The organism is Herbidospora cretacea (assembly GCF_001570605.1).
Taxonomy (GTDB): domain Bacteria; phylum Actinomycetota; class Actinomycetes; order Streptosporangiales; family Streptosporangiaceae; genus Herbidospora; species Herbidospora cretacea.
Window position 1 is genome coordinate 24952 of record NZ_BBXG01000016.1, and the last position, 12522, is coordinate 37473.

The 12522-nt window shown below is 71.8% G+C and carries 12 protein-coding genes; 4 read left to right on the top strand and 8 right to left on the bottom strand.

The features are described 5' to 3' along the window. Window positions 1-19: 19 nt before the first annotated feature. The 3 genes from AW270_RS26810 to AW270_RS26820 are packed head-to-tail and all read right to left on the bottom strand — an operon-like array spanning window position 20 to window position 2297. The gene (locus tag AW270_RS26810; protein WP_061298841.1) at window positions 20-427 is read right to left on the bottom strand and encodes a hypothetical protein; all 408 of its coding nucleotides are present in this window, start codon (window positions 425-427) and stop codon (window positions 20-22) included. Beyond that, on the bottom strand, window positions 424-1065 hold the full coding sequence (locus AW270_RS26815; RefSeq protein ID WP_061298843.1) for a response regulator: 642 nt from the start codon (window positions 1063-1065) through the stop codon (window positions 424-426). The genes AW270_RS26810 and AW270_RS26815 overlap by 4 nt, the downstream gene beginning before the upstream one ends. After that, window positions 1056-2297, bottom strand: a complete 1242-nt coding sequence (locus AW270_RS26820) for a sensor histidine kinase (RefSeq protein ID WP_061298998.1) — start codon at window positions 2295-2297, stop codon at window positions 1056-1058. Before AW270_RS26820 ends, AW270_RS26815 begins: the two co-directional genes overlap by 10 nt. Window positions 2298-2427: 130 nt before the next feature. On the opposite strand from AW270_RS26820, the gene AW270_RS38060 reads away from it, so the two are divergent. Then, on the top strand, window positions 2428-2952 hold the full coding sequence (locus AW270_RS38060; protein ID WP_061298845.1) for an STAS domain-containing protein: 525 nt from the start codon (window positions 2428-2430) through the stop codon (window positions 2950-2952). Here AW270_RS38060 and AW270_RS26830 read toward each other — a convergent pair. After that, on the bottom strand, window positions 2949-3365 hold the full coding sequence (locus AW270_RS26830; protein ID WP_061298847.1) for a hypothetical protein: 417 nt from the start codon (window positions 3363-3365) through the stop codon (window positions 2949-2951). The two genes, AW270_RS38060 and AW270_RS26830, sit on opposite strands and share 4 nt — an antisense overlap. A 103-nt stretch (window positions 3366-3468) precedes the next feature. Beyond that, window positions 3469-4287 carry an alpha/beta hydrolase family protein gene (locus AW270_RS26835; protein ID WP_174549899.1) on the bottom strand — a complete coding sequence of 273 codons (819 nt, stop codon included), beginning with the start codon at window positions 4285-4287 and terminating at the stop codon, window positions 3469-3471. Window positions 4288-4586: 299 nt separating this feature from the next. On the opposite strand from AW270_RS26835, the gene AW270_RS26840 reads away from it, so the two are divergent. Together AW270_RS26840 and AW270_RS26845 are read left to right on the top strand one after the other, a co-directional pair. Beyond that, complete coding sequence (locus tag AW270_RS26840) at window positions 4587-6701, top strand: HelD family protein (protein ID WP_061298851.1); 2115 nt, start codon at window positions 4587-4589, stop codon at window positions 6699-6701. 35 nt (window positions 6702-6736) lie between these two features. Next, on the top strand, window positions 6737-8044 hold the full coding sequence (locus tag AW270_RS26845) for a lanthionine synthetase LanC family protein (RefSeq protein ID WP_061298853.1): 1308 nt from the start codon (window positions 6737-6739) through the stop codon (window positions 8042-8044). On the opposite strand, the gene AW270_RS26850 is transcribed toward AW270_RS26845, so the two are convergent. From AW270_RS26850 to AW270_RS26860, 3 genes are read right to left on the bottom strand one after another with little or no spacing between them, the layout of a single operon-like run. After that, entirely contained in the window at window positions 8041-9297 is a 1257-nt protein-coding gene (locus AW270_RS26850) for a glycoside hydrolase family 16 protein (RefSeq protein WP_061298855.1), read from the bottom strand. The genes AW270_RS26845 and AW270_RS26850 overlap by 4 nt on opposite strands. 51 nt (window positions 9298-9348) lie before the next feature. Continuing rightward, complete coding sequence (locus AW270_RS26855) at window positions 9349-10848, bottom strand: protein kinase domain-containing protein (RefSeq protein ID WP_061298857.1); 1500 nt, start codon at window positions 10846-10848, stop codon at window positions 9349-9351. Then, entirely contained in the window at window positions 10845-11471 is a 627-nt protein-coding gene (locus AW270_RS26860; RefSeq protein ID WP_061298859.1) for a hypothetical protein, read from the bottom strand. The genes AW270_RS26855 and AW270_RS26860 overlap by 4 nt, the downstream gene beginning before the upstream one ends. 349 nt (window positions 11472-11820) lie before the next feature. Here AW270_RS26860 and AW270_RS26865 point away from each other — a divergent pair, with 349 nt between their 5' ends. Beyond that, complete coding sequence (locus AW270_RS26865) at window positions 11821-12522, top strand: NlpC/P60 family protein (protein WP_157522705.1); 702 nt, start codon at window positions 11821-11823, stop codon at window positions 12520-12522.

The window sequence follows — 12522 nt, forward strand, 5'->3', positions numbered from 1 at the left end:
AGAGTGGTTTCACCCGGTTTTACCGGCGGATGACCTCGGTCCCCTCGGGCACGGTGATCGTGTAGCGGGCCGAGCAGCCGGGGCACGGCTCGGCGTCGATGAGGAGGGTCCGGCCGTCCCACGACTCGTGCCGGTTGGGCCGGTCGAGGGTCCAGGAGATCTCCCGGTCGATCAGCAGCCGGCCGGCCGCGCCCTCCTTCACCTCGACCGCGGCCCCCAGGCCACTGTGGTTCACCACCGACAGCGTCGGCTCGAAGAACGCGTATTCGTCGTGGGTCGTCTCGGTCGTCCGGCTGGCGACCAGGGCCACCGCGGGGGCCGGCTCGTCGAGCACGGCCGAGGCGAAACCGGCCGCGCCGAACACCAGGACCGCGGCGGTGAACAGGCCGCCCGTGACGCGCCAGCGCAGGCGCGCGGACGTCTTCACGAGACCCTCAGGAAGCGCAGCACGGCGAGCACCCGGCGGTGGTCCTTGTCGTCGCCGGTCAGGTCGAGCTTGGCGAAGATGTTGTTGATGTGCTTGCCCACGGCGCTCTCCGAGACCGTCAGGGCCTCGGCGATGCCGGTGTTGGAGCGGCCCTCGGCGATCAAGGCCAGCACCTCCTTCTCACGTCGGGTCAGGCGGTCGAGCGGGTCGCTGTGGCGGACCAGGAGCTGGGCGACGACCTCGGGGTCGAGGGCGGTGCCGCCCATGGCCACCCGGCGCAGCGCGTCGAGGAACTCCGGCACGTCCGCCACGCGGTCTTTGAGCAGGTAACCGACCCCGCTGGTGGCGGTGGAGAGCAGGGTGGTGGCGTAGCGCTCCTCGACGTACTGCGAGAGCACCACGATCGACATGCCGGGCCACTGCCGCCGCAGCACCAGCGCGGCGCGCAGGCCCTCGTCGGTGTGGGAGGGCGGCATCCGCACGTCGGTCACGACCAGGTCGGGCCGGTGTTCCTCGGCCGCGCGGAGCAGGCCCTCGGCGTCTTCGACGGCGGCCACGACCTCCATGTCGGCCGACCGGAGCACCCAGACCAGGCCCTCGCGGAGCAGCACGGAGTCTTCGGCGAGCACTACCCGCACGGCAGGTCCGCCCGGATCGTCGTGGGGCCGCCCTCGGGGCTGAGGATGGTCAGCGTCCCGTCGACCGAGCCGGCGCGCTGGATCAGGCCGCGCAGCCCCGACCCCTCGGCCGGGTCGGCGCCGCCGGACCCGTCGTCGAGCACCTCGACGACCAGCCGGTCGCCGCTCTGGCGCACGGTCACGAACGCCTCGTGGGCCTGGGCGTGCTTGGCGACGTTGGTCAGCGCCTCGGACACCACGAAGAACGCCACCGCCTCGATCGTCGGGGAGGGCCGGCGGACGACGTCGACCGTCAGCCGCACCGGCACCGGCGACCGCGCCGCGACCCCGGACAGCGCCGCGTCGAGGCCCTGTTCGTCGAGGACCGCCGGGTGGAGCCCGCGCACCAGGTCGCGCAGCTCCTTCAAAGCGAGTTTGGCCTCGTCGTGGGCCTGCGCGATGGCCAGCGCGGCCGGTTCGGGCAGGTCTTTCAGGGTGGTGCGGGCCATCCCGAGGTTCATCGCGAGCCACACCAGGCGGCGCTGGGCGCCGTCGTGGAGGTCGCGCTCCATCCGCCGCCGCTCGGCGTCGGCCGCGTCGATCACGTCGGCGCGGCTCTCGCGCAGGCTCTCCACCCTCTCGGTCAGCACGTCACGGGCGCTCGGCCCCAGCAGCGACACGGCGGCCACCTCGTCGACCGAGGAGATCAGCCGGGCCGCCCACGGGCCGGCCACCGCGAGCGCCACCGCCAGCAGCGCCCACAGCGCGCCCTCGCCGTCAGAGCCGCCCTCGGTCCACCTCGTCAGCGCCAGGAGCGCCGAGGCCAGCGTGCCCGACCAGGCCACCACCACGGCGAACAGGCCGATCACCGTGATCACCGGGGCGAGCAGGTGGTAGGCCAGCTGCCGCCAGGTGCCGGGGTCGCGGATCTCGGCGTACAGGAACTTGAAGGGGTTGCGGGAGCCGCGCCCGCGCCGGACCGCCGCGATCTCGACGGACAGGAACGCCGCGAAGCGCCCCCGCTGCAGCGCGCTCAGCCGGGGCAGCAGCCAGAACAGCAGCGTCAGCGCGACGAGCGGCACCGCGATCGTCCAGATGAAGACGATCGACAGGGCGGCGAGGGAGCCGATGACGGTCAGCGCCAGCAGCGCGATGGGCGCCCCGGTCACCACGTGTGCGGTGCGCAGCCAGGTGGGGGCGGCCCAGTGGGATCGCATGCGGTCCCAGGGGGTGAGCGTCTGGGTGAGGGCCATGGGCACCACGGTAGAGACCCGGCGCCGGTGGTCACCATCCACGAGGTACCCGCGAAAAAGGTGAGGCCAGCACCACCATCGGCGATGCCCGATGTGGCGGGTACCGAGGATGAGTGAAAGAGTGGGGATTGTGGAGGATCATCGTCGTGCCGCCGAGCGCGTACGCCAGGACCAGCGGCAGCGCGCCGCTCACCCGGCCGAACGCCGCTACGCCGACGCGTATCACCTCGCCCATCTGGCGGAGTGGCACGGCGTGGCCGACCTCCGCGAGGCCGCGCGGGCCGTTCTGGAGAGAGAGCGCGAATTGACGGCGGAAGACGACGGTGAGCCCGGTCTGGCGGGCCGTACCTTCCAGGTGACCGCCCACCGGCGGGGGGCCGACGTGGTCGTCGTGGTCGAGGGCGAGATCGACGCCCTGGCCGAACCGGCGTTCCGCGACTACGTCCGGGAGCGTTCCGGGCGGCGGGTGGTCTTCGACCTCTCCGGGCTGACCTTCATCGACAGCGCCGGCCTCCAGGTCCTGATCGACGCCCACCGCCGGGGCCAGGCCGCCTACTGCGCGCTGGCCCCCCGGGTGGCCCGCCTGTTCGACCTGCTGGGCCTCCGCGCCCGCATGAACGTGTACGAGTCGGTCGACGAGGCCTTCCCCACCTAGGCCCCGCCCACGACCTCTTCGAGCGCGGCCCGGTAGCGCAGGGCGTCCTTCTCCGGGAGCCCCTTGTAGACGTGGATCACGGCGTTGCCCACGCGATAGGTGTGCACCGGCACGTCGGAGGGCACGTCGCCCCTGGCCGCCGCGGCCTCGTCGGGGAACACCTGGACCAGCCCGCCGGTGGTCAGGTCGTTCGGCCCGCCGCCCGGTCCGTTGATCGCGATCGCGTCGGCCTGAAACGACGCCCCGCTGACCCCCTCGGATTCCTGGTAGACCGTGCCGACATTCGCCTCCACGCCGTGCGCGGAGAGCTCCCTGACGACCTCCGCGGCGTCGAGGTCGGTGTGGGCGGGAGTGGGGGCGGAGCCGCAGGCGGTCAGGACGAGCGCGGCGAGACCGAGGCCGAGGATTCTCACGCCCCACGGATACCGGCCGGGCGTCCCCGCCGCAGCCGGATCCGGAGTTCTGGCGCGAAGAGAAAAGCCCCGCGACCGGGGTCGCGGGGCCTTTCCGTCGGGGTCAGACCGGGCACGTGCTGCGGTACTCCTCGATCGACAGGCCGCTCGGGCCGGGGCAGATGAACTGCGAGTAGCGGGTGTCCTCGTCGACGAAGCGCTTCAGCCAGGCCACGAACTGCTTGGCGAAGGGGGTGTTGGTGGTCTGCGGGAAGAAGTGGCTGGCGCTGTTCAGCTCCAGGTAGGCCTTCTCCGTCTGGGTGATGCTGTTGTAGAACGGGCTGGCGTGCGTGGTCGGGGAGGCGACGCTGTCGCTCTCGCCGGCCACGATCAGGGTCGGGACGCGGACCGAGCCCCAGGTCTTGTCGGTGTTCCACGGAGCGATCGGCACGGCGGCCTTGAGCGAGGGCCGGTCCTCGGCGGCGTGGAGGGTGCCGCCGCCGCCCATCGAGTGGCCGGCCACCGCGAGGCGGTTGCGGTCGATGCGGCTGCGTACCGTGGTCGAGCTGCTGTTGACCAGGTAGTCGAGGGCGGCCAGGAGCTGGTTGCCCCGGCTGGCGGGCTGGTCGAGGGTCGAGTTGGTCTCGATGCCGATGACCACGAAGCCGTGGGAGGCGATGCGCGGGCCTAACCACTCCAGGCTGGACCAGCGGGCGGTGTAGCCGGGGGAGATGGCGATCGCGCCGAAGGTGCCCTGGCTGGTGTCGGTCGGGTAGTAGATGGTGCCGCCGCCGAAGCCGGAGACGAGGGAGGAGACGCTCGTCGTGGCGACGGAGAAGGGGCCGCGGGAGGCTTCCAGGATCGCGCTGGTGGGGTTCGGGCCGCGTTCGAACCCGGCGGCGTGGGCCGAGGGGGCGAGGGTGACGGCGGTCCCGGTCGCCATGGTGAAGGCGAGGGCGAGCGTGGCGAGGCGGGACAGGCGGGACGAGAAGTGGGGTCGCAAGGGGGTTCTCCCGGTTCTCGGACGAGCCGCTGTGTTGCGGGCGCGTTTCCGGCTCCGCACGACGGCCATGTCGGAAAAGCTGACTGCGTCATCGTCTGGACTGACCCGGGGGTGGCGCATCGGCGAAATCACCGGTCCGGCGACGCCGGATGCGCGCAAAGAAAAAGGAGCTATCCTGGTGAGTCGCGACCCCAATACTGCGCAAATCACATAGCTCCGTTGGAGAGGATAGCACTCGCGTGGCCAATCGTCAAGTCCTCGAATTGGAGCAGAGCCGGATCACCCTGCTCTACGCCCGGCTCGACACCGTCCGGCGGCACACGGCCGAGGCGCTGAAGGCCGAGTACGCCAAGGGCGTCTCCGGCGGCACCCACCAGGCCCGCGTGGAACGTGAGGTGTCCGCCAAGGAGCACGCCAGGAGGCTGGCCCAGCTCAACGGGGTCGAGCGGGGCCTGTGCTTCGGCCGCATCGACGACGTCCTGGAGGAGACGCTCTACATCGGCCGGGTCGGGCTGCGCAACGAGGAGCACGAGACGATCCTGGTCGACTGGCGGGCCCCCGCCGCCCGGCCCTTCTACGCCGCCACCCCCACCTACCCCGGCACGCTGGTCCGCCGCCGCCACCTGCGGACCAAGGGCCGCACGGTCGTCGGCGTCGACGACGAGGTGTTCGACCTCGACCGCGACAACCTCGACGGCGGGTTCGTCGGCGAGGCCGCGCTGCTGGCCGCCCTCGGCCGCCGGCGCACCGGCCGCATGGGCGACGTCGTGGCCACCATCCAGACCGAACAGGACCGGGTGATCCGCTCCGGCCTCCACGGCGCCCTCGTCGTCCAGGGCGGCCCCGGCACCGGCAAGACCGTCGCGGCCCTCCACCGCGCCGCCTACCTCCTGTACGCCTACCGCGAGACCCTGGAGCGCCGCGGCGTCCTGGTGGTCGGCCCCAACACCACCTTCCTGCGCTACATCAGCCAGGTCCTGCCCTCGCTCGGCGAGACCGACGTGGTCCTGGCCGGTGTCGGCGACCTGTTCCCCGGGGTCCGCGCCACGGCCGACGACGAGCCGTTCGAGGCCGTCATCAAGGGGGACCTCGGCATGGTCGACGCGATCGCCAAGGCGGTGGCCGACCGGCAGCGGGTGCCCCAGGGCGACCTGGAGATCCACGTCGACGGCATGGACCTGGCCGTCCCGCACCACCTCTGCGTCGCGGCCCGGAACCGGGCCAGGAACTCCGGCCGCCCCCACAACGTGGCCCGCAAGCTGATGGCGCTCGACCTGCTGCGCGCCCTCGCCGTCGACGAGACGGCCAAGCTCGACCGGCCCGCCGACGACGACGAGCTGGCGTACATCAGGAAGGTTCTCTGGCACGAACCGCCGGTCAGGGCCGCGATCGACGCCCTGTGGCCGGTGACCACCCCGCAGGAGCTCGTGCGGGAGATGCTCGGCAAGGGCCCCGGCGACCCGTGGACGACGGGTGACGTGCCGCTGCTCGACGAGGCCGCCGAGCTGCTCGGCGAGGAGCCCGCCGCCCGGCGTCCCGACGACGACAGACGGGAGCAGGAGCTGTTCGCCCGCGAGGTGCTCACCGTGACCGGCGTCGAGGAGGTCGAGGCGGCGCTGCTGGCCGACCTGAACGCCGCCCCCGGCGAGGAGGTCACCACCGCCCAGCGGGCCGAGCGCGACCGCAGGTGGGTCTACGGCCACGTCATCGTCGACGAGGCCCAGGAGCTCTCCGCGATGGCCTGGCGGATGATCATGCGCCGCATCCCGACCCGCTCGATGACGATCGTCGGCGACGTCGGCCAGACCGGCTCCCCGGCGGGCGCGACGAGCTGGGGCGAGATGCTCGACCAGTACGTCACCTGGCGCGAGGAGCGCCTGACCGTCAACTACCGCACTCCCCAGGACGTCATGGACGCCGCCGCCGAGGTCCTGAGGGAGATCGACCCCGACCAGGAACCCCCGATTTCGGTACGGCCCGCCGAGGAGCCGCCCCGGGTGGTCCCGATCGGACCGGCCGGGCCGAACGACGTGCTCAGGGCGGAGATCGACGCCGCCGCGAAGGACCTCCTCGCCGACGGCGAGGGCCGCCTGGCGATCATCACCCCGGCCGGGCGGTACGCCGAAGTCGCCTCCCTGGTCCCGGAAGCCGTTACGCTCGATCCGCTGGACTCGCCGGTGGCGCTGATGACCGTGACGACCTCAAAAGGGCTCGAATTCGACGGCGTCATCGTGCTGTGGCCCGAGGAACTGGCCGGCCGCGACCTCTATGTGGCGATGACCAGGGCGACCCGCCGTCTGGTCCTGATCCACGAGCGGGAGTTGCCGCCGCCGCTCGCCGGGCTCGCCAAATAAGACTACTATCCTTGTAGGAAATACCGGGAGGCGACATGGGGCGGACGGAAGCCGACACGCCGGTCACCGCGGCGATCCACGCCGCCCGGTGGATCCGCGAGGCCGCCGTCGACGACGACCTCGGCCGCCACTGGCTCGCCAACCCCGACCCCGGCGGCCGGTCGGCCAGCGCCGGCCACTCCGCCACGCTCTACTCGGGCGCCGCCGGGATCGTCCTGTTCCACCTGGAACTGGCCGCCGCGACCGGCGACCAGGCCTATCTGGCCGACGCCGCCGCCGGGGCCGACCACCTGGTCGCCGTGGCCCCGACGATCAACGACCCGACCTTCTACCACGGCCTCATGGGCCTGGTCTTCGCGCTGACCGAGTCCTACTGGGCCACCGGCGACGCCGCCCACCAGGTCGCCGCCGAACGCGTCGTCGAGCGGGTGATCGCGGCCCGCCGCCCGGCCGGCGGCGGCCACACCTGGACCGGCGACGTCTCCCAGCGCGGCGACGGCGGCATCGCCCTCGGCCTCCTCCACACCGCCGGCATGCTCGGCCGCCCCGACCTGGAGGAGATCGCCGTCGCGACCGGCCGCCACATCGCCGGCCAGGTCGTGCCCGGCCACCAGTTCGGCGGCGAGTCGGGCGACCTCCCCGTCGACGCGGTGACCCCCGGCTTCCTGTCCGGCACGGCCGGATCGGGCTTCCTCATGGCCCGTCTGTACGGCGTGACGGGTGACGGCATGTTCCTCGCGGCGGCCCGGCGGGCCGCCGACTTCGTCCGCATGGTCAGCTCGGTCAGCGACAAGTGCGCCCTGGTGCCCCACCACGTGCCGCACGCGCGGGCGCTCAACTACCTGGGCTTCTGCTCCGGCTCGGCCGGGGTGGCGCGGCTGTTCCACGAGCTCTACCGGGTCACCGGCGACCCCGGCGACCTCGACTGGGTCGAGCGGCTGGCCCGCGGCGTCATCAACAGCGGGGTCCCCGAGCGGCGCAGCGAGGGCTACTGGAACGTGGCATGCCAGTGCTGCGGCGCGGCCGGGCTCGTCGAGTTCTTCGTCGGGCTGTGGGCCGCGACGGGGACGCGCGAGTACCTCGACGTGGCGGGGGAGCTCGCCGCCGACCTGATCGAACGGGCGACCCGCGACGACGGGCGGGGGATGCGCTGGTACCAGGCGTACCGGCGGCTGCGGCCCCACGAGATCACGGCCGACACGGGATACATGGTGGGGGCGGCGGGGATCGGGGCGGCGCTGCTGCACCTGGCGGCGGCGCGCGAGGGGCGGGAGGCCCGGCGGGTGATCCTCCTGCCGGACAACCCCTTCCCGGCGATCCCGGTCCCGGCCGACTCCCTCTAGCGATATTGGGTGTAGGCGTTGGGGTACATGCGGATCCAGTCGACGTCCTGACGGGCCGGGCGCATCAGGGTTCCCGTGGCCGGGAACATGTCCATCTGGGCGCCGCCGTTGGTGGAGCTGTAGGAGCCGATCGACGCGTTGACCGTGCAGATCAGGTTGCCGTCGACGTACCACTTCACCGAATTGGGCTGCCAGTCGACCGCGTAGTTGTGGAACTGCGTCGAGTCCACGCTGACCGAGCAGCTGCTCTGGGTGCCGTCGTGGTGGACGAACAGGTAGGTGCCGGGCGAGGCCACGTCACGTTCGGCGAAGTCGATCTCCGCGTTGGTGTAGTCGGCGTCGTTCTCGGGCCACAGCAGCGGCACGGCGTGATAGGCGCGTCCGCCGTTGTCGGCGAGGGGGACCGCCCGTTCGCGGACCTCCACCCGGCCGTACCTGAAGGCCGGCATCCGGCTGTACAGGCCGCCCGTCCTGCCACCCGCGGTGCCGGAGACCGACAGGTGTCCGCCGCCCACCGTGGTCTGCGAGGCGCAGCGCTGCCCGTGGCCGTTGTAGCCGGGCGAGCACCCTGTCGTCTGGCCGGGATCGGCGCCGAAGAGCCCCCACTTGGTGAGATCGACGGCCGTCCCGTTGTACTCGTCCGACTGGGCGGCGACGGGCGTGCCCCATCCGTTGCGGACGGCCGCCTGATCGCTGGGCGGCGCGGCGCCGAGCCGGTAGTCGCACTTGGTCGCTTTGAAGCCGGTGCCCGTCGCCGATCCGAAGTCGCCGAGTTGCAGCACGTGCGCGGACGTCGCGCCGGCCGGGACGGTGAAGGTCGCCGACACCGGCGTCCAGACGCCGCCGTTGACGGTGGATGCGGGCAGGACGGAGGCCGGTCCGTGCTGTTCGCTGAGGTACTGGCCGCCGGCGGAGTACCACTCGACGATGATCCGGGCGGTGCCCGAGCCGAACACCACCCGGTCGTGGGCGGAGAAGGTCCAGGTCTGACCGGCGGTCACCGACAGCTGGGGCATGTAGAACTCGCGTCCTCCGGTGTCGAAGGCCCAGCTGACCCCGGCGAGGTCACCGACGGGGTCGCGGGTGACCCAGCCTCCGTCCAGGGCGCCCCAGCCGTTGAGGTTGGAGGCCAGGATCGGGTTGGCGCACGCGTTCGCCGCGGACGCGGGCGGTGCGACCAGGACGAGTGACGTGAGGGCGGCCAGGGCGCTGCCGGTGGCGGCGGCCCACTTTCGGAAGGGAATGGGTCTCATGCCCGCATTGAATGAGCCGACCCTCCGAGGCGATAGTGCAGGGCCGCACTGTCAGGGGCCTTCACAGTCGTTCGGCACCGTGCCCGGAATTCGGTGGACCCGCACGCTCGCCAGCAGCACTCCGGAATTCACCAGAGCCTCGCTGTTCGCGGTGTCGGATTCGCGGTCGCGCCGGGCGTCCTCCAAATTCACCGCCAGCAGGTCGACTCGGTAATCCTGTCCGATTCCGTCGCGGACGCCGCCGAAATACTGCGCCCCTCGCCAGCGGGAAAGTGTGGCGGGTTTGGTCCAGTTGAATACGACTTGCACATATCTGTTCGGATCGCCGTTCTCCAGGTTCTTCATCGCGAGGATCAGCGTGGTGCCGGGCGGCAGGGACGCGGTGCCGGAGAAATAGGCGCACATCTTGACGTCCGCGCCGTCGACGGGGGTGGTGATCGTCCCGGTCGCCCGCAGGGCGTTCCCGGTTGTCGGCGGCACGTCCGGAGGTACGGTCCGCGTGGTGCTCTGGCTCCCGTACAGGACCGACAGGAGGGCCGCGGTGGCGACGGTGACCAAGGCGGGCCGGAGCAGCCGCCGGGTGGGGCGTTCCGGGGTGGCCGTCAGTTCTCTCGCCCAGTTCCGCAGGTCGGTGGGACGGCGGGAGGGTTGACCGTCCAGGGTCGCCAGCAGGTGTGAGGTCAGGCGGCCGGGGTCCGGCGCGCCCGCGTCCTCGGCGACGGCGCGCAGTTCCCCGGCGATGCGTTCCGCGGCGCCCGGAGCGTCGGCCGGGGGAGGGTCCTGCCCGGTGAGGCAGAAGTACGCGAGGGCGCCCAGCGAGTAGACGTCGGCGGAGGGTGAGCGCGGCAGGTGCGGCGCGGCCAGCACCTCCGGTGAGGTGTACGCGGGAGTGTGCCTCCCCAGGTCGTCGTGGCCGTCGTCGACCAGGCGCAGCGTGGTGATGTCGATCAGCACCAGCCCCCGCTCGGCGTGCACGACGCAGTTGCCGGGTTTCACGTCCCGGTGCAGGCTGGGGTTGCCGCCTGACCGCGTCGTGGACGCCAGGCTCGCGAGCGCCTCGGCCGCCTGGGCCACGTATCCCAGGCGCTCCTGGAGCGTTCCCGGGGTGGCTCGGCGGCCGGCGAGCAGTGTGTGCAGCGTGGGGCCCGGCACCCACTCCATCACCAGGTAGACCACCGTCCCGGCGTCCGACGGGGCGGCGCCGCGAAGGTGCGGGGGAGCGCCGGCGAAGATCTCGTCCAGCCTGACGACATGTGCCAGGTCAAGGTGGCGCAGGAGCACGGCCTGGTCGCGCCACCGCTGACGGTCGCGCTCCGACGGCCATCCGGGAGCGGCGTCGGGGGGCGGATGGAGCATCTTGACGGCCAGCGGCAGCGGCGAGGCCAGTTCGCCCCGATAGCGCGCCTTCCAGGTGATCCCCTCGCCGCCGTGCATGCCGGGGCCGAGGAGCTCATATCGGTCGGGGGCGTCGGCCGGGCCGGCGAAGAGGCCGTTCGCCGCCGGTGGCGGGAGGTCGGGCCCGCCCTGGGTGACCGGTTCGCCGTCGCTCATCGTTCCCCCCGGCCTTCCGGCAGATCTTCGAGATCCACGGACGTGACCGTTCCGGTGCGCACCGCCCACCGGGCGAGGGCCCACCGGAAGTCGTCGTGCGCGGCCCCGTCGTCGTCCGAGGTCAGACCTGGGACGCCATGCCCCGAGAGGTTCTCGCGCAGCGCCTTCAGCACGTTGCGGACATATCCCGGCTGCCGGTCCAACCGGGCGCCGACCTGCGCGTACGTCGCCGGGACGGCCCCCGGCCCGGCCCGCACCAGCAATGGCTCGCAGAGCGCGGCCAGCATGAGGCGCTGCGCCCGGGTCAGCGCGAGCGGCGGTGTGACGGTCTCGGGCGAGGCGGTGGGCGGTTCGGCGCCGGGCTGACCGGGGCCCGGCGTCACCGCGCGGGCGTCGACGTTCACCGTCACCGCCGCGCCGGCGGCGCCGGCGAAGACGAGGGAGAAGAGCGGGAACGGCAGGGACGCCGTGGCCGCTCCCGGCTCGACGACGCGGTCCTCACCGGCCGGGGGCCGGACGACGAGCGGCTTCTGCCGCGACTCGTTGCGTATCAGGACGCAGTCGTCGAGGACGACCAGTGAACCGGCCCGGCGGGACAGGTGTTCGTCGTCGGGAAAACGCACATCGCATTGTTGACTGCGCCCCAGTGTCAGCACCTGCCCGAGCGAGATCCGCCATTGCCTGCCCATGAACACGACAAGAACCGCATCTCCAGCGATCATGTTCAGCGTCCGCCCCGTCAGCAGCCGGAATCAGATGATCTGCATTTTTATCGGTTTTTCCCGGACTCAAGATTAGCCGCAAACGCCAGCCGCGTATAAGAAATCCGTACGAAAGCGAAGCCACCGTGCAGGGCTGCACTGTCGACCTTCCGGGACAGAGCCTTCACTTCTCTCAAGGCTCACAGATCAGGAGGAAACACCAGTGCACATTCACGTACGCCGTTTATTGGCCGCCATCGGCCTCACCCTCATGCTCGCGACGGTCGCGGTCTCGCCCGCACGGGCCGGCGCGGGCGGCGACACGCTGTTCGGGGCCTCCAACGAGACCCTCTACGGCGCCCAGAACCAGTCCCTGTTCTCCCCGGGACGGACCTACGAGGCACGGATGCAGAGCGACGGCAACTTCGTCGTGTACGGTCCGGCCGGGCCCATCTGGTCGAGCAACACGCGCGGGACCAACGCCAGGCTCGTGATGCAGTCCGACGGGAACCTCGTCATCTACGCCGACTCCGGCGTGATCTTCTCCACCAACACCGCGGGCCGGGGTGGCACCCGCCTCGTGCTCCAGACCGACGGCAACCTCGTCATGTACGGCGGCGGTCCGATCTGGGCGTCCAAGGACTCCGGCGAGCGGGCCATCCAGTGGTTCTACAACAACCTGGGGCGCACGGATCGGGAGGGTCTGTGTGAGAAGGCCGTCGAAGAGTCCTTCGGGTACGTCAGTCCCCATTACGCCCGGGCCATCGACAACTGGAACGCCCGGTCGAAGCAGCAGCCGTACACGGCCGCGCCGCGCGGCACGCTGGTCTTCTACAACACGAGCTCGGCCGGCCACGTGGCGGTGAGCCTGGGGAACGGCCAGGTGGCCTCCACCAGCGCCGGTGGGAGGATCGGCATCGTCGGCCTCTCCTACTTCCAGAACCCGCTCGGGTGGGCCCGCGCGCCCTGGTAG